Annotated in this window: 18 protein-coding genes; 13 read left to right on the forward strand and 5 right to left on the reverse strand. The window is 37.0% G+C overall.

The features are described 5' to 3' along the window. Positions 1 to 235 precede the first annotated feature (235 nt). The 4 genes from OQX63_RS06400 (at position 236) to OQX63_RS06415 (ending at position 8,041) form a co-directional block, all read left to right on the forward strand. Entirely contained in the window at positions 236 to 715 is a 480-nt protein-coding gene (locus tag OQX63_RS06400) for a Dps family protein (protein WP_265850063.1), read from the forward strand. 106 nt (positions 716 to 821) lie between these two features. Continuing rightward, a complete protein-coding gene (locus OQX63_RS06405) occupies positions 822 to 2,663 on the forward strand; it encodes a UbiD family decarboxylase (RefSeq protein ID WP_265850064.1) in 1,842 nt (613 codons plus the stop codon). Positions 2,664 to 3,610: 947 nt separating this feature from the next. Beyond that, a complete protein-coding gene (locus OQX63_RS06410) occupies positions 3,611 to 6,619 on the forward strand; it encodes a SusC/RagA family TonB-linked outer membrane protein (RefSeq protein ID WP_265850065.1) in 3,009 nt (1,002 codons plus the stop codon). 24 nt (positions 6,620 to 6,643) lie between these two features. Continuing rightward, a complete protein-coding gene (locus OQX63_RS06415) occupies positions 6,644 to 8,041 on the forward strand; it encodes a SusD/RagB family nutrient-binding outer membrane lipoprotein (protein ID WP_265850066.1) in 1,398 nt (465 codons plus the stop codon). A gap of 557 nt (positions 8,042 to 8,598) precedes the next feature. Here OQX63_RS06415 and OQX63_RS06420 read toward each other — a convergent pair. The 3 genes from OQX63_RS06420 to OQX63_RS06430 are packed head-to-tail and all read right to left on the reverse strand — an operon-like array spanning position 8,599 to position 10,225. Then, positions 8,599 to 8,994, reverse strand: a complete 396-nt coding sequence (locus tag OQX63_RS06420) for a hypothetical protein (protein WP_265850067.1) — start codon at positions 8,992 to 8,994, stop codon at positions 8,599 to 8,601. Positions 8,995 to 8,998: 4 nt separating this feature from the next. After that, positions 8,999 to 9,853: a hypothetical protein gene (locus tag OQX63_RS06425; protein ID WP_265850068.1), complete on the reverse strand. Its 855-nt coding sequence runs from the start codon at positions 9,851 to 9,853 to the stop codon at positions 8,999 to 9,001. Positions 9,854 to 9,895: 42 nt separating this feature from the next. Then, complete coding sequence (locus OQX63_RS06430; RefSeq protein WP_265850069.1) at positions 9,896 to 10,225, reverse strand: hypothetical protein; 330 nt, start codon at positions 10,223 to 10,225, stop codon at positions 9,896 to 9,898. 371 nt (positions 10,226 to 10,596) lie between these two features. On the opposite strand from OQX63_RS06430, the gene OQX63_RS06435 reads away from it, so the two are divergent. Genes OQX63_RS06435 through OQX63_RS06455 form a run of 5 tightly spaced genes read left to right on the forward strand, consistent with a single transcriptional unit; the run spans position 10,597 to position 13,517 of the window. Next, positions 10,597 to 11,427 carry a hypothetical protein gene (locus OQX63_RS06435; RefSeq protein WP_265850070.1) on the forward strand — a complete coding sequence of 277 codons (831 nt, stop codon included), beginning with the start codon at positions 10,597 to 10,599 and terminating at the stop codon, positions 11,425 to 11,427. Positions 11,428 to 11,460: 33 nt separating this feature from the next. Beyond that, positions 11,461 to 12,117 (forward strand): hypothetical protein, encoded by a 657-nt coding sequence (locus OQX63_RS06440; protein WP_265850071.1) that lies wholly within the window; start codon positions 11,461 to 11,463, stop codon positions 12,115 to 12,117. Further along, positions 12,081 to 12,866 carry a sensor histidine kinase gene (locus OQX63_RS06445; RefSeq protein WP_265850072.1) on the forward strand — a complete coding sequence of 262 codons (786 nt, stop codon included), beginning with the start codon at positions 12,081 to 12,083 and terminating at the stop codon, positions 12,864 to 12,866. Before OQX63_RS06440 ends, OQX63_RS06445 begins: the two co-directional genes overlap by 37 nt. Then, positions 12,859 to 13,323 carry a response regulator gene (locus tag OQX63_RS06450; protein WP_265850074.1) on the forward strand — a complete coding sequence of 155 codons (465 nt, stop codon included), beginning with the start codon at positions 12,859 to 12,861 and terminating at the stop codon, positions 13,321 to 13,323. Before OQX63_RS06445 ends, OQX63_RS06450 begins: the two co-directional genes overlap by 8 nt. Positions 13,324 to 13,340: 17 nt before the next feature. Next, positions 13,341 to 13,517, forward strand: coding sequence for a response regulator transcription factor (locus OQX63_RS06455; protein WP_265850076.1), 177 nt, complete (start codon positions 13,341 to 13,343; stop codon positions 13,515 to 13,517). Between the two features lie 132 nt (positions 13,518 to 13,649). On the opposite strand, the gene OQX63_RS06460 is transcribed toward OQX63_RS06455, so the two are convergent. After that, the gene (locus OQX63_RS06460) at positions 13,650 to 15,179 is read right to left on the reverse strand and encodes an OmpP1/FadL family transporter (RefSeq protein ID WP_265850077.1); all 1,530 of its coding nucleotides are present in this window, start codon (positions 15,177 to 15,179) and stop codon (positions 13,650 to 13,652) included. Between the two features lie 21 nt (positions 15,180 to 15,200). Then, positions 15,201 to 16,214 carry a hypothetical protein gene (locus OQX63_RS06465; protein ID WP_265850078.1) on the reverse strand — a complete coding sequence of 338 codons (1,014 nt, stop codon included), beginning with the start codon at positions 16,212 to 16,214 and terminating at the stop codon, positions 15,201 to 15,203. Between the two features lie 196 nt (positions 16,215 to 16,410). Here OQX63_RS06465 and proS point away from each other — a divergent pair, with 196 nt between their 5' ends. The 4 genes from proS (at position 16,411) to OQX63_RS06485 (ending at position 20,911) form a co-directional block, all read left to right on the forward strand. Beyond that, positions 16,411 to 17,883, forward strand: coding sequence for a proline--tRNA ligase (gene proS / locus OQX63_RS06470; RefSeq protein ID WP_265850079.1), 1,473 nt, complete (start codon positions 16,411 to 16,413; stop codon positions 17,881 to 17,883). Between the two features lie 90 nt (positions 17,884 to 17,973). After that, on the forward strand, positions 17,974 to 19,131 hold the full coding sequence (locus OQX63_RS06475) for a cystathionine gamma-synthase (RefSeq protein WP_265850084.1): 1,158 nt from the start codon (positions 17,974 to 17,976) through the stop codon (positions 19,129 to 19,131). Positions 19,132 to 19,346: 215 nt separating this feature from the next. After that, positions 19,347 to 20,195, forward strand: a complete 849-nt coding sequence (locus tag OQX63_RS06480) for a TIGR02757 family protein (RefSeq protein ID WP_265850080.1) — start codon at positions 19,347 to 19,349, stop codon at positions 20,193 to 20,195. Positions 20,196 to 20,296: 101 nt separating this feature from the next. Further along, positions 20,297 to 20,911, forward strand: a complete 615-nt coding sequence (locus OQX63_RS06485) for a Crp/Fnr family transcriptional regulator (RefSeq protein ID WP_265850081.1) — start codon at positions 20,297 to 20,299, stop codon at positions 20,909 to 20,911. Positions 20,912 to 21,102: the final 191 nt, after the last annotated feature.

The raw sequence follows: 21,102 nt of genomic DNA on the forward strand, positions 1-21,102 counted from the left end.
ATATTGTTAACCATCTTAAGCTGAACTGTCAGCTTTTATGTGAAAATGAGATGGTTTTAACCTCATTATATCAGTATACTATTCATTTACAAATGTTTATGATGCCTTCCCTTTGTTTGTTTTCAGATATTAAACGATTTAATAAATAACGTATTGTTCAAAAGAAAAAATTGAGCAAACTTTTATAAATGTTGTTTGTTAAGTTCACATCAAAAACATTATAAATCATAATAAAATGGACGCTAAAGAAATAAGCTTGAACGAAAAAGAAGTTAAACCAGTGGTAGATCTGTTAAATGATTATTTAGCTAATTACCACATTCATTATCAAAAATTAAGAGGTTGCCACTGGAACATTAAAGGGCAGAATTTTTTTACGCTTCATGTAAAGTTCGAAGAATTATATACCAATGCACAGCTAACCATTGATGAAATTGCTGAGCGTGTACTAACCTTAGGTAAAGCACCACATAGCCGTTTTGCCGATTATATTAAAGAATCTAAAATTAAAGAGATTGATACCATAGGTATGAAAGACCTTGATATGGTTGATGCCATTTTAGATGATATGGCTTCATTGATTGAATTGGAAAGAGAGCTTTTAGAGGCCACTGATGCTGCTGGCGATGATGGTTCTAACGATATGGTTAACCGTTTTATGCAGTTTAAAGAAAAAAATACCTGGATGTTACGTTCTTTTGCTGGTAAGAAATAATATCATTATTGGTAGGTTATTGGCCTTATATAAGTAGCTTTATTGTAAAATCTGCTTATATAGGGCTTTTTTGTTTCATAGAAAGTCTAATTATTTATCTTTGGACATGGCATACAAAAGTTTAGCAGCATGTGTTTCCGATCTTGAAAAGCATGGTCATTTGGTCAGAATAAAAGAAGAAGTAGATCCTTATTTAGAAATGGCGGCCATCCATTTACGGGTTTATGAAAATAAAGGTCCGGCTATTCTATTTGAAAATATTAAAGGAAGTCCGTTTCCTGCAGTTTCAAATTTGTTTGGAACTTTAGAAAGATCAAAGTTCATTTTCAGAGATACCTTACCCAAAGTGCAGCAGTTGGTTTCGTTAAGGAACGATCCTATAAAAGCATTAAAAAATCCTTTCAAATATGCGGGTTCTGCAATGTCGGCTTTGTCTGCGCTGCCGTTAAAAACACCTTCTGCCAAAAGTAAATTTTTCAAAACGAGTATCAGTCAGTTACCGCAGATTGTGAACTGGCCTATGGATGGCGGACCATTTGTTACCATGCCACAGGTGTATACTGAAGATATAGAAAAGCCTGGTGTTTTGAATGCAAACCTTGGAATGTATCGTATTCAATTGGGTGGAAACGATTATATCCAGGATAAAGAAATTGGCTTGCATTATCAGATTCACAGGGGGATAGGTGTACATCAATCTAAAGCCAATGCACTGGGGCAGCCTTTAAAGGTGAGTATTTTTGTTGGTGGTCCACCGTCACATCCACTGGCTGCTGTAATGCCTTTACCTGAAGGTTTGTCTGAAATGACTTTTGCAGGTGCACTGGGCGACAGGCGTTTCCGCTATTTTTATGATGATGAAGGGTTTTGCATCTCTGCAGATGCTGATTTTATCATCACAGGAACCGTTTATCCAAATGAAAATAAACCAGAAGGACCTTTTGGTGATCATTTAGGCTATTATAGCCTAATACATCCATTTCCTTTAATGAAAGTGCACCATGTGTATCATAAAAAGGATGCCATCTGGTCATTTACAGTAGTTGGTCGGCCTCCGCAAGAGGATACCAGTTTTGGTGCATTGATTCATGAGATTACAGGTTCAGCCATTCCGCAGGAAATACATGGCTTAAAAGAGGTACATGCGGTAGATGCAGCTGGTGTTCATCCATTGCTTTTCGCCATAGGTAGCGAGCGTTATACACCTTATTTAAAAGAAAGAAGACCACAGGAAATTTTAACTATTGCGAACCACATTTTAGGTAAAAACCAATTAAGTTTAGCCAAATACCTTTTTATAGCGGCCAAAGAGGATGATCAGCAATTGAGTACCCATCATATTGAAGATTTTATCAAGCATATATTGGAGCGGGTAGATTTAACCCGGGATATCCATTTTTACACCAATACGACCATTGATACACTAGATTACAGTGGCGATGGATTAAATAGTGGATCGAAAGTAGTCATAGCAGCAGCAGGGGATAAGCGACGGGAATTATGGGACAAGATTCCAGAAGCGTTGAAACTGAGTAATGATTTTTACCAACCCAAAATAGCGATGCCAGGTGTTTTGGTTTTGGAAAGTAATAAGTATCTAAACCCTGAAAAAACGGCCGCTGAAATTGCGCTGTTAAATATTGCATTAATGGATCAGGATTTATCCGGATTACCTTTAATCATATTAGCAGATGATTCGATATTTACTGCCGCAACTATAGATAACCTAGTGTGGGTAGCTTTTACAAGAAGCAACCCGGCAGCAGATATCTATGGCGTTAACGATTTTATCGTTAATAAACACTGGGGATGTAAAGGCTCGATGATTATTGATGCACGAAAAAAGCCCCACCATGCACCCGAACTGATCAGAGATGCTGTGGTAGAGGCTAAGATTGATGAAATGAGTAAAGAAGGCGGGGCCCTTTACGCACTATTTAATCGCTAGCTATTATTGTATCGTCCCGCTTTTCGTTTTACTTTTACTTCATGTTCACTTCATCCGATTGCTATCGGATCGGGATTGGATGGCGTATCCTGTAATAAGATTATAGGCAGAGTACTTACTCATGAACTAAAGTTAGGTTTTTTGCAGCTACTTCTGTTTAATAAACCCGGTAGGAGCGGGCATCCCGATTTAAATACTGTTACTCTTGTTTCACAGGTTTCTATCGGGATAAAGCGGATAACGGGGCGGCTGTTACCGAAGAATTGCTGAACGATCGTTTTCAAAAAATAAATATTATTCTGTAGCCATTTTTTTAAGGAGCGCAATCGGTTACTTTTTATAGTTATAAACTAAGATTATTTTAGCCGACTAAACTTCAATACCTGCCTGGAGTAATTCAATTTAAGTATAACTTATCCTCAAGTATAAAATGAGTGAGAAAGTATTTTCTATTCTATAATCTGTAGCACCTTTCAGAATTCTAGCCATGCGATTAATTTATGCACAGCCGTTGTCAGGTCTGAGCTTAGCCGAAGACTTCTTAAATTACCGAATCGGCAATAAATGCACTAAACTATTTAAAAATTGATAGCATCCATTAAGAGGGTCGTCATCCTCTCGCGTGTAAAGAACTTTAAGTGCTTGCGTTAAGATTATTTCCAATCGGATAGCTATCGAACGATCTCTCTCAGCCAATAATCATGTTTTTCTGAGATTTGTACCCCTTAACTTTAATGGATGGCAGACAATATCCGTATTTATTAGTAATGCAGAAATGAAATCCCTAAAACCAGTAGATTTTGGAATAAATGCATTCAGATTTATCAGCATTTTAAATATCGTTTTAATTATTGTGTTAATTTTTGATTAGTACAAGGTAAAATCATCATTTAATCTGGCTTTTTATAAGCTTAATTTTGGTCATACTACTAACTAAACCGAAAACGATGACCAAACTAAAGATTACCTTCTTCACACTGGCCATGCTCTGTTTTGTACAGATTTATGGTCAAACGTCGCTTATCAGCGGAAAAATAACCGATGCACTGGGGCAGCCAATCCCGGGAATCTCAGTAAAAATAAAGGGAACAACCGGTGGTACTTCTTCTGACGCGAAAGGTGTATTTTCAATTAATAGTCCAAACCCGGCTACTATTGTTTTTAGTGGAATTGGTTATACCACCAAAGAATTTGCGTATAGTGGGCAAAGCAACATAACCATCACTTTAAGCGAAGATCAGCAAAACCTGAATGAAATTGTAGTAACTGCCCTAGGTGTAAAACGCGAAAAACGAAATTTAACTTATAGTTCGCAAGAAGTAAAAGGCGATCAGATTACCCAATCGAAAGAACCTAATCTGGTAAATGCATTAGCGGGTAAAGTTTCTGGGGTACAGATCACCAGTTCTTCTGGTACACCAGGAAGTTCATCCCGTATAGTAATCAGGGGTGCCAATTCCCTCTACGGTAATAATGAGGCTTTGATGGTAATTGATGGTATTCCGGTTAATAATGATGAAACAGGTAATCTCAACATGGGGCCAGGCACCAATCGTATTGCCGATCTTGATCCTAATATTATCGAAAGCATTAATGTGTTAAAAGGTGGTGCAGCAACAGCGCTATATGGATCTGACGGTGCAAAAGGTGTGATTATTATCACCACCAAAGCAGGTGGACTGAATAAAAAGCCTGGTATTAGCTTTTCTTCCTCTTTTTCGGTGGAAAAACCGCTATTGCCAGAAATCCAGGATAAATATTCGCTAGGCTCTAACGGTGTGTACTTTGATGGTGTAAATCAGAAAACCAGTACCTCCTGGGGTGCAAGAATGGATACATTAAAAATCAATGGCCTGCCAGCACCAGTGTATAATCAGTCTGATTTGTTTTTCAAAACCGGCAAAACATATTCCAATACGGTAGCTGTTACTGGTGGAGGTGCATACAATTCTTATTTCCTGTCTTATACCAATTTTGCTCAGGATGGAACGGTACCTACCACATCATTCGACCGTAATACGCTTTTCGGAAAATTTACGACGCAGATTGTAAAAGATTTGAATGTTACTTTTTCCTTAAACTATGCCAATACCAAAAACCGCCGTTTGCCAGAAGGTTATGCTTTAGAAAGCCCGGTATGGACTATTTTTTCGGCGCCCGTATCCTATAATTTGCAACCTTCTACAAATCCAGATGGGAGCCAGCGTTTATATCGTTTCTCTCGTAACAACCCTTACTGGGTGTTAGATAATATCAGTAATACTTCAGTAGTTAACCGTTTTCTGCCCACATTTACTGCCGATTATAAGCCGTTAAGCTGGTTAACCATTACCGAACGTTTTGGTGCCGATGTATATGTAGAGCAGGGTAAATACACCGAGTCGTTACTTTCGGTTTCTAATCCCAATGGAAGGATTGTAAATAATAATACCAATTTCAGACAGTACAATAACGATTTGATGCTGAATGCGAATAAAAGTTTTGGAGATTTCAATATCGAAGCTTTGCTCGGAAACAATATCATTTCTACGTATTCACAAAATGGTTACGCCAATGGTTTGGGTATTACCATTCCCGGATTTAATAATATTGGTTCTGCTTCTACGGTTAAGTTTACCGAAAACAGTTACCTAACACGCAAAGTAGGTTTTTACCTGCAATCTAATATTGATTACAAGAAGTTCATTATCCTATCCTTGACAGGGAGATATGATGGGGCTTCGGTATTAGCTAAAGACAATACTTTTTACCCATATGGTTCAGCTGCCACGAGTTTTATTTTCTCTAATTTCTTTTCGTCAGGTCTTTCTAACGTAATGAACTTTGGTAAACTTCGGGTATCATACAGTACTGTGGGTAATGCAAGCATTGGTGCCTATAGCTTACTTACACCATACGAATCGCAAACGATTAGAAACACCACTTTCCCTTATCAGGGGCAATCGGGTTTCTTAATAAGTCAGACACTTAACAATCCCAACCTTAAAAACGAACGTATTAACGAGGTTGAAGTGGGCTTAGAAACTGGTTTTTTTAAAAGCCGCATAGGGTTGGAAGTTACCTATTTTGATAAGAAAACCAGGAATGGGATTATTCCAACGGTTGCTTTGGCGCCCTCAACTGGCTTTAACGCTACCAGTGTAAATTCTGCCTCAATGCGCAACCGTGGTATCGAAGTACTATTAAATGCCAAACCTATTGCCACGAAAGATTTTAGCTGGGATTTAACCATTAATTACAGCCGCATCAGAAATAAAGTGCTTTCTATTTATAAAGACCTGAACCAGGTTGGCAACGGCTTCACATTTATTTTTGTTAACCAGCCATATGGCGTTATTTATGGTACCCGTTATGCTCGCAATTCTTCCGGACAGTTGTTGACGGATGATACTGGTCTTCCTTTTGCTGCCGATACTCAGGGGATTATTGGTGATATTAATCCTGATTGGATGGGTGGCATTGTAAATAATTTTAAGTACAAGCAATTTACTTTTAGCTTCTCATTTGACATGAAAAAGGGTGGAGATATTCAAAACAATGTAGATGGTTATGGCTATTTCTATGGTACACCAAAGGTTACAGAAGATCGCGGTCCGAGGGTAGTTGAGGGTATTAACGCTACAACTGGTTTGCCAAATACGATTTCGGTATTGGGCCAGGCCTATTATCAGCGTGTCAATGGTATTTTAGAATCTGTAATTCAGGATGGAACCTATGTTAAATTGCGTAATGTAAGCCTTGGTTATAATTTAAAACCAGGCTGGTTGCAAAAATCACCTTTTAAAACCATTGGTTTTCAGGTAACAGGTCGTAACCTTTGGATTTATGCCCCACACTTTACTGGTGGTGATCCGGAAGTGAGCTCATTTGGCTCATCAAATGGTTCGCAAGGGATTTATTCGTTCTCAACGCCAACCTCACGATCTGTTGACTTTAGTGTGAAATTGACCTTATAGACCTTAATAAATAGAAATAATAACATGAAAAAGATATATTTTATTTTAGTATTTGCCCTAATGGTAGCATTGGCCGGTTGCAAAAAATACCTCGATGTAAACGATGACCCCAACAGACCTATTGATGTTAAAGAGTCGTTGATGTTGCCACCTATACAAATGTTGATCTCACAAAATATCAATGCATCTGGTGACGGAAATTTAAGTGTAGTATTACAACAATACATGCAGGTAATGGCACTTAATCAGGTAGCCCCAAATTTTGGTACTTATTTGATGTATAATATTGATATGGATGGCGATTGGAACAATGTGTATGTTAGAACCCTGAATAATCTAAATCTATTAAAAATTAAGGCTTCAGCTGGTGGTAATTTCAAGTATACCGCAATTGCTAAAATTCTTACGGCTTATACACTTGGGTATGCAACAGATGCATGGGGAGACATTCCTTATAGTCAGGCATTTTTAGGAATAAACCAACCAACCCCGGTTTACGATAGTCAACAACAAATTTATTTTCAGATTCAATCACTATTGGATGAGGGCATAGCTGATATAGGCAAGAATGCTGGACTAGCACCTGGAAGTGATGATTACTTTTATGCCGGCGACATGACAAAGTGGAAAAAACTGGCCTATACTTTAAAGGCACGTTATTATATGCATTTAAGTAAAGCACCTGGTAATACGGCAACAGCGCAGGCGCAACTGGCTTTAACTGCTTTAACCAATGGCATGCAAAGTAATGATGATGATGCCAAAATTACTTTTAGTGGTGCTGCAGGTGCGGAAAATCCATGGCAGCAGAATTTTTTGCCAGCCAGCACATTTGTATTAGCCAATACTTTTGTTGATGCTTTTAAAACACGTAATGACCCTCGGCTAAGCAAAATGGTTAAACCAGCTAAACAAACTGGTTTATATACTGGTAGGGAAATCGGCTTGCCAGATATTGGAAGTCTGGAGGCTTATTCCATTCCTGGCGATTTTTATGCTGGTGCAAATGCAAATAACTACCTCGTAAATTACACAGAAGCTTTGTTTATTAAGGCTGAAGCTACTTTGGTTGTATCGGGTTTTACTGCTGCACAACCTTTTTACCAGGAGGGGATAAAGCAACACATGGCTAAAGTTGGGGTCAGCGCTGCCGATATAGATACATATATTGCTGCTAGAGGCACCCTTACCGCTACAAATGCACTCCGTTTAATTATGGAAGAAAAGTCTATCTCTAATTTTTTAAATGCAGAGAATTACACCGATTGGCGCCGCACCGGATTCCCGGTTTTAACGAAAGTGAAAAATGCACTTTCAGAAATTCCAAGACGGGTACTTTATCCAAATTCCGAAATTACCGCCAACCCACAACCCCAGCAAAAGGCTAAAATTACTGACAGGTTGTGGTGGGATGTGAATTAAATAATTAGTTTAGTAAATAACCTGAGTTCGATTAATGTTTAAAAATTAATGTATTTTATTAGAACGAATTGGCTAGCCGTTTTGTCATGCTGATCCGATAGATCGGATTTATTTTGCAAGCAGAAGTAGTATTTTCAATTGTCTTGTAGCTAGTACGTGGTCAACATCTTTCCTGTTAAACCACCGTGCTATAAAGACCCTGAAACAAATCCGATAGCTATCGGATCAGGGTGACGACCGTTCATGCAAGGCGCCAAATAACTCGAATTAAAGTACATTATTAATCGAACTCAGGTAAACAGTAATAAGGATATCCAGGTTTTGGGTATCCTTTTTTGTTTTAAGTACGCCAGGAATTTTGGTTTTGGAAAGCCAATAAGCATGTAAATCTTGAGTGAATTGCGCTGTTAAATTTCATTGATGAATCCAGGATGAACTAAAAAAGCCTCACCACGCATCAGAATTAATTAAGGATGGAGTGGTAGAGGCCAAGATTAATGAAAAAATGTTAAGACTGGTGGAGCGTTATTTGGTATTATTTGAGTTTAAAATAATGATTAAGCAGTATTCCAAACAGACTTAAGGTCTTTAATTGAATCTGCGATATTTTGCGGTGACTTACTAATTATTGCTGCTCCTAAATCGATAATTGATGTCGCTATATTAATTGCTTTTTGGACACTTTCAAGTGTTTTATATGTCTCGTTAATTTGAGCTGAAATATGGTTAATTGAAGCCAAAGATTCTTTGATATCGTTCATTACCAATGTTGCTGATAGTGTATAAAGATTATCGGAACATTCAAGAATTTTAAAGTGTAATTCTTTTATTTGTTGGTTTTCTGATTTTGATAATCTTTCAAAATTCTTATATCTATAATCACCAATAGATTGAGCTAAGGTTAAAAAAATGCCTGCAATCTGATTCGCTTGTTGTGATGTTAAATTTGCCATCTTTTTATTTATTTAATTTATTAAATTCTGAAATAATCTCACGGATATGGCTCGCATACTCTGTAAGAAGTTCTTTAACTCGTTCGTCCTTTATGTTGTCAATATTATCTACAAGCTTTTGATGCCCTTCTTCAATTTTTTTCAATGCTTTTGAAAAAACCATTAATTCTTTCTCCTTATCTTCGATTTTCGTTAATTGCTGATAATATGTTTCAACTGCTTTTCTCTTCTCGAGTGTAGATAGCGTTGCGTCTTTAGTCAAATCAAAATAGTAGCTTTCAATTCTTTGTTTCTGAACATTTAATTTGCCAATAAGATTTTTAGATAAATTGAAATCTAAAAAACTAATTAACACCTTTAAAGGCTCATTTGCATTTACTATGTATTTTTTGATTTCCTTTTTCCTATATCCATCTGTTAATGCTCTTAAAATTATTTTTGAAATTTTAGAATAGGCTTCAACTTGTTGCTTTTCTATTTTGACAGATCCAAAGTCATTTTCGGTTAATGCCTTTGTAAACTCGTCTATTTTATAATTGGTTAGCTCATTGTTAGAAAGATTAGCCAAACCTTCAATGTATCCTTTTGTAGCGTTATAGATTAGTAAGGTTACGCTATCTGCCTTTTCATTTAATTTACAATCACAATCTTTCGCATTTAAGTTAAGATCGTTAATCTTCTTATCCAGGCAATTATCCAAGCAATTTTGTTTGAAGCTATACTTAATATCTTCAAACTGATTAATACTTTTTTGTGATGCTGTAGCATAATTATTGACAGGTTTAAGGCTAATGCAGCTACTTAATACTATTGGGAATAGGATAAGTGCAAGTCCAATATTTCGAATTTTGTTTATCATTTCTATATAGTTTTAGAATTTAATTATTTAGTAATTTTTTAATTAATCTACTTCCTGGCTGCTGCTTGATGGTGCAAGCAATCCCGCTAGTGCTCCGATTACCGCAGAGCCGATTGAAGCGATAATTGTAATTACTTTATCTGCAGCTTGTATTTCTTTAACATTGATTAAAATACCAGTGGTAACTACTAATAAAACCAAGCTTAGTGCACTAACTACTAATCTGTATATCCAAACATCGTTTTTAGGATTAATAGCTGTTTTTTTAACTAATGTATCCTTTGGGTCAGCGTCAAATTGCTGCTTTAATTGAGGATTTTGGTCTAGGTCCTTGATAAAGGATTCGACTTTGTTTAATGAGAGTTTTGTCATGACTTTAGTTTTATAGTTTTCGATTAATTACCTCATATTTTTAATATCAGGATTAAAAAATGATCGAATTTAATTCGACCGTTTTCTTACCCAAATCTACCAGTGTAACCATATCCAAATCAAGCGTGAAAACATTGGAATTTATACGCGTGAAAAGCGCAACACCCTACCGTAAAATCGCGGTATTTTAAAATAAATGGAAGTTTGCAGAATTGGCTTAAAATTGATATATAAGCTATTTAGGGCATTTTTAGCGCTTGAAATGAGTTTGCTGTATGGTTTTTTAGCAATTGTATATTTTCTATTTCAAATATGGTTAGTGTATATTCAAGTATAAATTATTTTATAAACCTCAAACTAAATTAAAAGCTATGGAACCATTACCAAGTACATTCGTAACTAAACTAGAAAGCAATTATCGTGAACTATGGTTTAATAATTATAAGTATCCGATACTTAATACGATTACATCTTTGCAAGAAGGAGAACCCGAAAACAGAAAACTGGATTTTGTGAATATAGATGAAGCCATTACTTTTTTTTCAAAGCTTATTACAAGGCCTGGAAAAGATGATGGTGTTAGGGTATACTTTGCTTCCCCATCAAGCGATGGAAATGTTTATAAAGATAAATGTGGCATACTCACACTCATTTTTGTTAGAACTACCGGTGTAAATAAAGCTGATGATAAAATTTATTATGCTTTCAATGGAAAAACATTTGAGACAATTAAGGAAGATAACGCAAGACTTTGGGTTCATAATTATCAAAATGTAAAGCGTAATATTCTTTTCGAAACCCTGTCAGACAATGATCGTGCAAATCTCATTCGTGAAACTAAGCACATATGGTTTAGCTTATTGCAGGTAGCCGACACGATTAAAGAAATGATATATCAAAAAGGTAAGGCTGGGAATATAATAAACGGTTTTGGAATTCGATTTGTATCTTATTCTAACCAAGACTATTCGTTTCCGCAGCCCGTTGAAGGTGCTAAAGAGAGAAGACAAAGGCTAACCATTGCTTTTTCTTTTATGAACGGAAAAAAGGATATTGGGATTCAGGATATTGATAGTACCGAATTTGATGCAAGGCTAGCGTTAACGATGGAAAGATTTTTGGGCGATACCTTTGATACAGGGGATCCCACTCCGCCTCCATCATCAGGTAATAAGGCAGCACTTGATGTCTCAGATAAATAGTAAATGCTTATTTTAGATAAATATTTAAATTTTATGTATCTCAAATATTTATACCTGATTGTTTTAGGTATTACCTCAACAGTAGGAATTTACCAAATGCTACAATTAACAAAGCAACTTAAAACGGTTGCTTTGTTATGTGTTTATACTTTTCTGTTCGAAATTAGTGTGTTTTTCTTCAAACAAGAATTTGGTTATGAGGGGAATACGCTACCTCAATACAATTTTTTTATTTTGGTGGAATTTATATTTTATGCCTATTTCTTTAAACAGATTGTCAAAAATGTTTACTTACAAAAAGTAATAAAATTGTTCTTATTTATGTTCCCACTGCTTTGGTATATATTTAGTTTTTACTGTTTTAATATATTACAATGGAGTAGCTATGCTTTTGTGTTTGGCGGAACATTTATGATCTTTTTTGCACTTATTTATTGCTACGAAAAATTGACTTCGGAAGAAACTACATCACTTTTTAATGAAGGTGAATTCTGGATTGCTATAGGTTTAATTGTTTATTACACCTGCGTTGTACCTTATATGGGGATGTTTCATTATTTGACAGAAAACTACGAAAAGTTAGCAGTTAAATTGAAAAACCTGAATTTAATAACCAATATTATCATGTATTTACTGTTTGCTTATGCTTTTTTATGCAAAACGATCAAAATCAGGAAGTCCTCTTTGTAATTATTCCTAGTATAATTATCTTTTTCGCACTTAGTTGCGCGATCGTTTTCCTGATGCTCTATTTTCAGAAAAAGAAATTCCAGTATGCAAAAGAAAAAGGTGAACTGGAAAAACAGTATGGAGAACAGTTGCTCCAATCGCGTTTGGAGATGCAGGAGCAGACATTTGAAACGATAAGCGAAGAAATACACGATAATGTAGGACAGTTGTTAAGTTTAGCTAAGCTACAACTGAGCATTCTAGAGCAAAATGAAATCGGCGATAAATCATTGATTACTGAAATTAAAGGGAATGTAGGCAATGCCCTTACCGATTTACGTGACATTGCAAAAAGTTTGAGTACCAGCCGTATCCAGGAGTTAAGTTTATTACAGGCAGTTGAGCAGGAGCTACAGCGTATCAGCAGGGCAGGGGTAATTGTTTGCAAGGTTGAAGTAATGGGTAGCGAAAAGCATATTGTGGAACAAAAGAAAATAATCACTTTCAGGATTGTGCAGGAAAGTTTGCAAAATATATTAAAACATGCCCAAGCCACCACAATTAATATTGGATTTGATTTTGCGGAACAGCTAAACATAACGATTGAAGATAATGGTGTCGGTTTTAGTGCGGGTGAAAAAGAGAAAATGGAAACAGGACTGGGGCTTCTGAATATTACAAAACGTGCTAAATTGATTATGGGAGAAGCGACAATCAATAGCGAAATTAATAATGGAACTAAGATTACCTTAACTATTCCTTATGTCTGAGAAGATTAAAAATATAGCCTTGGTTGATGATCATGCCTTATTTAGAAAAGGATTAGCCGCTTTGATCAGCTATTTTTCATCCTATAACATATTATTTGAAGCGGCCAATGGAAAAGATTTTATCAGGCAACTTGAAATATATGGTGTGCCTGATATTGCTTTGCTTGATATCAACATGCCCGAAATGGATGGGTATAGTACGGCTTCATGGCTGCGTATAAATCATCCGGAAGTAAATGTACTTGCCTTAAGTACCATGGATGCTGAAACGGCAATCATTAAAATGATTACCAATGGCGCCAAAGGCTATGTGTTAAAAGATGCTGAGCCTGACGAACTTAAAAGAGCTTTCGACGAGGTAATTAGCAAAGGCTACTTCTACAACGACCTGGTTACACGAAAGGTAATGCAATCATTAAGTGCATTATCATCTGGTCAAAGATATCAGATTTTGTAAAATTGACAGAGCGAGAGATGGAATTTTTGAAATATACCTGTACTGAAAAAACTTATAATGAAATTGCAGCTGAAATGTTTGTAAGCCCGCGTACCATTGATGGGTACAGGAATTCACTGTGCGAAAAACTGCAGCTTAAAAGTCGTACCGGACTGGCTCTATATGCGGTAAAGCATGGGTTAGTTAAAATTTAAATAGATTTTTGCTGAACAGGTGTTTTCTGGTGATAATATTAGTGGGTATTACAATTTGAAGATTAATTTTTATAAGCTAAAAAGGCTTCAGTAAATTTACTGAAGCCTTTTCATAATGATTAATATTATTACTTAAAATCTTACTCCAAAAGTTAGGAAAACATTATTTCTATTGCTTTTAACATCAGCAACAGGCTCGCTAAAATCGTCTAACAAGTAAGGGCTTGAGCTAAAGTTTGTTTTGTAGTTCTGATATGCAACATCAAAATAATAATTATCGATACGATAACCTAACCCACCTGTGTAGTATTGGCCCTGGTAAAATTTATTATCGCCACCTTTAATACCGTTTCCATTTACACCATAACCTGCACGTAAACTTAATTCATTGGTAACTTTTACTTCTGCACCAACCCTATAATTAACAGCTTCTTTATACGATGCTTTGATGAAAGCATTATTGTCATTTATCGTAGAAATACTTGAGCCATTAGAATCAGAAAAACGCATTGAAGCATAATCCACATAATCCACATCAGCCGATATCAATGCAGTACCTGCAATAACATAGCTAATACCTGCCGAAGCCTTTAGTGGTGTGCGCAGATTATACGTGAATCCATAATATTGAGTTGGATTGTTGGATTTAGTTGGTCCGGTATTGGCGTTTCCGGCAGTAGTTGCCTGTAAGGTTTCGCTGGTATTATCTTCGATGTTCATCCAGGTTGGGGTCTGGAAATTTATACCGATCCTTAATTCGCTAACCGGTCTGAAAATTGCACCTAACTTTAAATTGAATCCGCCACCTTTAGTTTGTTGATTTCTAAAGTGGTTAAGGCTGTAATTTTCATTTCCATTGTACGTTGGTACCGCATCACCATCATTGTATGAGTTAACCACACCTGATTCTGTAAAGGTAGCATCACTGGTATATTTTACATTAACAAAACTTGCAGTTGCACCAATGTATACCTTATTGCCAAAATTTAGCGCACCAGCCACATTAAATTCTGAAGTTGAACCTAAACGTGCCTCATCCCAATTCTGTCTAAAACTGGCGTTATTGTAAGGTTCTGCAGAATATCGGTTTGGAAAAGTAGGGGTGTTTTTATTAATCAGGAAACTATTATAGGCATCACCAGCAATGCTGTTTGATACACCGAAATTATTGGCCTGATCTACGTAAGAGTCCCTGATAGAACTATTATTATTTGTGCCATTATAGCTGATGTTGTTCAAGAAATCGTTATTGCGGGTATAACTCAAACCAAATACTGTACTTACTAAACCTTTATCTACATCAGATCCTTTCATTTTAGCAGCTGGGCTATAAAACACTACACCGATATTATTCAGATTAACCTGGTTTTTATTGGCTTTTGTATTATTTCCTAAATATGCACTGTTGTTTGATACTGAATTAAATTCAGGTGTTATGCTGAATTCTGATTTGGTAAATAAGCCTAAGCCAGCAGGATTGGCGTTAATTGATCCGATGTCGCCACCAACACCAATTTGCGCGCCGCCCATTCCTTTAAACCGGGCAGAGGTACCATAATTGGTTTGAGAGAAACGGAACGCATCAGGTGCATAACTTTGGGCATACGTTGTTCCCATAGCAGCTACTGTAGCCACTAGAGAAGCCAGGATTATTTTTTTCATTTGTGTGTTTAGATTTTATAATTAACCTCTTCCAGCTCTTGATGGTCTTGAACCACCGCCGCCTCCACCACCAGTAGAGCCGCCACCGCCGCCGCCATATGATGATGGTGGAGGAGAATAACTTGGTCTGCTTTCGGTTCTGGCAGGAGGAGTATAGCCTTCATTTCTGGTAGGTCTGCTGCTTTGTGAACCTTGTTGAGGTGAATAATTATTATTTCTGGTTGGTCTGCCACTTTGCATGCCATCATTTTGAGTATAACCACCCTGATTTCTTACCGGCCTTCCAGCGTTGTTATTTGGTGAATAAGATATGCCATTCTGATTAACTATTCCACTTCTACTAGGTCTGCCAACATTACCACTATTTCCATTGCCGTATCTAGGTACACCTCTGTCATTACTTCCAGGCCTAGGTCTGAAATTGTTATTGGTGTACACGCCACCGCCATAGTATCCTCCACCGATACCCCAGCCTCCGCCGTAATATCCGCCGCCCCAACCATAACGATCGTAGTATGAATAAGGACCCCAGGCGTTCCAGCCCCATGGATTGTTCCATCCAAAGCCATAGTTACCATAAGCATATGGGTTATTCCACATGCTGCCGAAGCCCCATCCACCACCATAACCGAAGCCACCGCCCCATCCTAAACCGTAACCACTATTCCAACCTAAACCAATGCCTAAATAATTGGAAGGTCCGTAGCTGCTGCCGTAATAATAATTATCAAAATAAGGATCATAATAGCCCTGAAAGCTGTATCCATTATGGAAGCGGTTTATCCTTGAGGAATAATCCATGTCGTAATATGGGTTACTTGTGCCATAATACTCATCATATTCTTCCTGACCGCTGTTTTGATTCTGTGCCTGTTGATTTTGAGAAGGAAGAACAACCTCCACTTCTCTTGCCTTAGCTACAGAATTATACACATCATCAACTGGCTTAGTTTGAGCCAATTTTGATGTTGAGCATGAGGCCACCAGTCCTGCAGTGGCAATCATGACAATGGGTAAAAATTGAATTGGTTTCATTGTGTTTATATTTAGTTGTGTGTGTTTACCTATTTAATAAACCAATCAAAAGTAACTAATTATTGCCTATTTTTTAATTCAAAGAACAGGCATAAAATAATTGAGGTTATTGTTAATCGTTTGTAGGCATAAATTTATAAATTTGCCATCTAATTTTACACTTTTTAACGTACAAATTACGTTCCAAATACATAAGATGAGCAAAGAAATTACAAGTAGAGAAGCGGATTATTCCCAGTGGTATAATGATATCGTGTTAAAAGCAGATTTGGCAGAGCACTCTGCTGTGCGTGGTTGTATGGTTATAAAGCCAAATGGCTATGCTATATGGGAAAAAATGCAGGCCATACTCGATAAAATGTTCAAAGATACAGGACACCAAAATGCTTATTTTCCATTATTCATCCCAAAGTCATTTTTCTCTAAGGAAGCATCTCATGTTGAGGGTTTTGCAACAGAATGTGCCGTTGTAACACATTATCGATTAAAAAATGATGGTAATGGCAATATCATAGTTGATGAAACTGCCAAATTGGAAGAAGAATTAATCGTCCGTCCAACTTCAGAAACCATTATATGGAATACCTATAAGGGATGGATCCAATCCTACCGTGATTTACCAATACTCATTAACCAATGGGCAAACGTGGTAAGGTGGGAAATGCGTACCCGGTTATTTCTACGAACAGCAGAATTTTTATGGCAGGAGGGGCATACCGCACACGCAACCGCAGAAGAGGCGATTGAGGAAACGGAACGCATGTTGCATATTTATGCCGATTTTGCAGAAAATTGGTTAGCTGTGCCGGTAATCAGAGGCCGTAAATCACCGAATGAGCGTTTTGCAGGTGCTTTAGATACATATTGCATTGAGGCTTTAATGCAGGATGGTAAGGCTTTACAGGCTGGTACATCACACTTTTTAGGTCAGAATTTTGCAAAAGCTTTTGATGTTAAATTTACTGGCAAAGATGGAAAGCTGGATTATGTTTGGGCTACTTCATGGGGCGTTTCTACCCGTTTAATGGGCGCATTAATTATGGCACATAGCGATGATTCTGGATTGATTATCCCGCCAAAACTAGCTCCAATCCAAGTGGTTATTGTTCCAATTTATAAAAGTGATGAAGATCTTTCTAAAATCTCCTCATACGTTAATGAGCTAAGCTTACGTTTAAGAGGTATGGGGATATCGGTTAAATATGATGATCGTGACACACAACGTCCGGGCTTTAAATTTGCAGATTACGAAATGAAAGGTGTGCCAGTGCGCATTGCGATTGGTGGCCGTGATCTGGAAAATAAAACAGTTGAAATTGCCCGTAGAGATACCAAAGTTAAACAAACGGTACCGCAGGAAGGCCTGGATATTTACATTGTCAAATTGTTGGAAGATATTCAGCAAAGCATGTTCAATAAGGCATTGGCTTATCGGGATGAGCATATTACCGAAGCTAACAGCTACGAAGAGTTTCAGGAATTGTTAGATACCAAGGCAGGTTTTATTTCCGCACATTGGGATGGAACGCCAGAAACGGAGCAAAAAATTAAAGAGGAAACAAAAGCAACCATCCGTTGTATTCCTTTAGATAATAAATTGGAAGATGGTGTTTGTATTTATTCAGGAAAACCATCTATCCAGAGAGTACTTTTTGCACGAGCATATTAGGTAGCTTTAGATAGGAGATATGAGATATGAGATGTGAGATTTGAGAAAAAACTCATATCTCAAATCTATTGTCTCAAATCTATTACCCACATCTCAAATCTTAAAAAAATGAAATTCGCAACAAAAGCCATACATGCGGGCCAAGAGCCTGATCCAACCACTGGTGCGGTAATGACACCAATTTATCAAACCTCTACCTATTGGCAAAAATCTCCTGGAGATAACAAGGGGTATGAGTATTCGAGAGGTACCAATCCAACGCGTAAAGCACTTGAAGATTGTTTAGCTGCTTTGGAAAATGCCAAATATGGCTTAGCTTTTTCCAGTGGGATGGGGGCTACAGATGCCGTATTGAAATTATTGCAGCCTGGCAATGAGGTGATTACCGGAAATGATCTTTATGGTGGTTCATACCGTATTTTTACTAAAATTTATACCAAATACGGAATCAAATTCCATTTTCTGGATCTTTCTAAGCCGGAAAATATGCTGCCTTATGTTAATGATAAGACAAAATTGGTTTGGATAGAAACACCTACCAATCCAACCATGCAGATTATTGATATTGAAGGGGTAGCAAAAATCACCAAAGAGAAAAATTTAATCTTAACTGTTGACAATACTTTCGCATCGCCATACCTGCAAAACCCTATCGATTTAGGCGCTGATATAGTGATGCATTCGGTAACCAAGTATATCGGCGGCCATTCTGATGTAGTAATGGGTGCTTTGTTAACCAATAATGATCAATTGTACAAAGACCTCTGGTTTATTTACAATGCCTGCGGTGCAACCCCAGGTCCGCAAGATGCTTTTTTGGTTTTAAGAGGCATTAAAACACTTCATCTCCGAATGAAAGCACATTGCGAAAATGGGGAACGTATTGCACATTATTTAAAAGCACATCCCAAAGTTGATAAAATTTACTGGCCGGGTTTTGAAGATCATCCAAACCATGATGTGGCTAAAAAACAGATGCGTGGCTTTGGAGGCATGATTTCGATTACCTTAAAAGGTGCTGATCTGGAAGAAACATTCAGGATTTCCTCTAATTTTAAAGTGTTTACGCTTGCTGAATCTTTAGGCGGCGTAGAATCACTGATCAATCACCCGGCTACCATGACGCATGGCTCTATTCCAAAAGAAGAAAGAGAAAAGGTTGGCGTTACCGATAACCTACTTCGTTTAAGCGTTGGGGTTGAAGATATCGATGATCTTTTGGAAGATCTGGAAAGCGCATTGGCCTAAAATTACAATCGGGTATTATGGTTAACATTTGCCCGATTTTTTATTTTTTGTAAAGCAAGTACTGTGCTAATTTAATGTTCATCCGGCTTTACACTTAATCTTTTTTGTTGAAGTGCTTCATTCATTAAAACCCAAAAAAACAAAAAAGGATACCGTTTCAATCCGGTTTAGGTAGTCATTGTTGTGCTGCTATTTTCGTTTAAATAATTATTTATATGCAATTTCTGGAACTGAAAAATTTTCTGGACCGTAAAGTTGAGCAGTATAATCAGCCTAATTTTATCGCAAACGATCCGGTTTGCATTCCACATCTTTTTGATGAAAAACAGGATATCGAAATTGCTGGTTTTTTTGCTGCGGTTTTGGCCTGGGGGCAACGGAAAACGATTATCAATAAATGCCGGGAGCTGCTTAACCGGATGGATAATGCGCCTTATGATTTTGTGCTTCACCACAGTGATGATGATTTAAAGCGTTTGCTGAATTTTAAACACCGCACCTTTAACGATACAGATCTTCTTTATTTTATTTCTTTTTTTAAAATGCATTACAGCCTTTTCGATAGTTTAGAAAAGGCTTTTTTACCTAAACAGGAAGTTTTTCTTGATGCCCATCTGGAGATCGCTGATGGAGGAGCGGCATATCCTGCTTCTGAGGTTTATTTGGCAGGACAGCCCCAGGTTTCTATAGAGCAGTGCCTCAATTATTTCAGACAGTATTTTTTTTCATTGGACGACTTTCCGCACCGCACTAAAAAGCACATTTCTTCACCACAGCAAAAATCAACCTGCAAGCGCTTGAACATGTTTTTAAGGTGGATGGTGAGGACTGATAACAATGGTGTTGATTTTGGAATCTGGAATACGATAAAGCCTAAAGATTTGATTTGTCCATGCGATGTGCATGTAGATAGGGTAGGGCGCTTGTTAGGTCTCATTAACCGAAAGCAAACGGATTGGTTAACTGCTGTAGAATTAACTACTCAATTGAAGGAATTTGATCCATTGGATCCGGTTAAGTACGATTTTGCTTTGTTTGGTCTTGGCGTTGAGAAAGAATTTTAATTATAAGTGAATAAAAACTTCTTTTTTAAAATCTATGTTGTTATTATTATTGCGTAATTCTCTTATTTAGAGATGTCGTCTATCCAAACCGTAATTTTTTTATGATCGCAGTTAATTTATCTGATGTGGACAGGTGGAAGAAATATAATAGTGTTTCGCCGCTTATCGCTTTTTTTAAAAATTTCAACCCGTTAAATGAGGAGATAGAAAAGCGCATAAATCAACATACATTTCCGGTCAGTTATAAAAAGAATAAATATCTGGTTTCGCCAGGTGATCCAAATAAATTCCTGTTTTTAATTGTAAAAGGAATAGTTAGGGGATTTATAAAAGATGGCGATGCTGAAATTACCACCTGGATTTCAAAAGAAGATGAAGTGGTAGGAACAATACGCAATTTATGGGTAGAAAGCGATTCAGAGGAGTATCTACAGGCATTGGAAGATGTAGACTTAATTGCCATTCCGCATGTTTTATCAAATTATCTGTTTGAAAACTTTACAGAAGCGAACATTGTGGGTAGAAAGATGATGGAGTTATATTACCGTTCGGCAGAGGAGCGTGCATATATTTGCAGAATTTCCTCGTCTGAAAAAAGATATAAACGATTCTTAACTTCTTTTCCGGATCTGATCAACCGGGTTTCTTTAAAATATATAGCTTCTTTCCTCGCCATCAGATTGGAAACATTGAGCCGTATCCGGACCAGGATCTAATCCAATCTTCGATCAAATCATTCTTAAGAAATTTCCGTAGTTATTTAATTTTAACGTAGGGAACTTGTGCCCTATCGATGATCATTTTATGATTTTAGGAGATTAATTCAGGTTTTAAATCTGTATTATTAATAATACAGATTTAAAATTATTGTTGATTTTTGTCAAAAAAACAGCTTTTTAAGCATTCA

The organism is Pedobacter sp. PF22-3 (assembly GCF_026239555.1).
Lineage (GTDB): Bacteria > Bacteroidota > Bacteroidia > Sphingobacteriales > Sphingobacteriaceae > Pedobacter.

Bases quoted from the DNA above. Each gene is read 5' to 3' on its own strand.
- OQX63_RS06400 (WP_265850063.1), top strand. From the start codon at position 236: ATGGACGCTAAAGAAATAAGCTTGAACGAAAAAGAAGTTAAACCAGTG.
- OQX63_RS06405 (WP_265850064.1), top strand. From the start codon at position 822: ATGGCATACAAAAGTTTAGCAGCATGTGTTTCCGATCTTGAAAAGCAT.
- OQX63_RS06410 (WP_265850065.1), top strand. From the start codon at position 3,611: ATGACCAAACTAAAGATTACCTTCTTCACACTGGCCATGCTCTGTTTT.
- OQX63_RS06415 (WP_265850066.1), top strand. From the start codon at position 6,644: ATGAAAAAGATATATTTTATTTTAGTATTTGCCCTAATGGTAGCATTG.
- OQX63_RS06420 (WP_265850067.1), bottom strand. From the start codon at position 8,994: ATGGCAAATTTAACATCACAACAAGCGAATCAGATTGCAGGCATTTTT.
- OQX63_RS06425 (WP_265850068.1), bottom strand. From the start codon at position 9,853: ATGATAAACAAAATTCGAAATATTGGACTTGCACTTATCCTATTCCCA.
- OQX63_RS06430 (WP_265850069.1), bottom strand. From the start codon at position 10,225: ATGACAAAACTCTCATTAAACAAAGTCGAATCCTTTATCAAGGACCTA.
- OQX63_RS06435 (WP_265850070.1), top strand. From the start codon at position 10,597: ATGGAACCATTACCAAGTACATTCGTAACTAAACTAGAAAGCAATTAT.
- OQX63_RS06440 (WP_265850071.1), top strand. From the start codon at position 11,461: ATGTATCTCAAATATTTATACCTGATTGTTTTAGGTATTACCTCAACA.
- OQX63_RS06445 (WP_265850072.1), top strand. From the start codon at position 12,081: ATGCAAAACGATCAAAATCAGGAAGTCCTCTTTGTAATTATTCCTAGT.
- OQX63_RS06450 (WP_265850074.1), top strand. From the start codon at position 12,859: ATGTCTGAGAAGATTAAAAATATAGCCTTGGTTGATGATCATGCCTTA.
- OQX63_RS06455 (WP_265850076.1), top strand. From the start codon at position 13,341: ATGGAATTTTTGAAATATACCTGTACTGAAAAAACTTATAATGAAATT.
- OQX63_RS06460 (WP_265850077.1), bottom strand. From the start codon at position 15,179: ATGAAAAAAATAATCCTGGCTTCTCTAGTGGCTACAGTAGCTGCTATG.
- OQX63_RS06465 (WP_265850078.1), bottom strand. From the start codon at position 16,214: ATGAAACCAATTCAATTTTTACCCATTGTCATGATTGCCACTGCAGGA.
- proS (WP_265850079.1), top strand. From the start codon at position 16,411: ATGAGCAAAGAAATTACAAGTAGAGAAGCGGATTATTCCCAGTGGTAT.
- OQX63_RS06480 (WP_265850080.1), top strand. From the start codon at position 19,347: ATGCAATTTCTGGAACTGAAAAATTTTCTGGACCGTAAAGTTGAGCAG.
- OQX63_RS06485 (WP_265850081.1), top strand. From the start codon at position 20,297: ATGATCGCAGTTAATTTATCTGATGTGGACAGGTGGAAGAAATATAAT.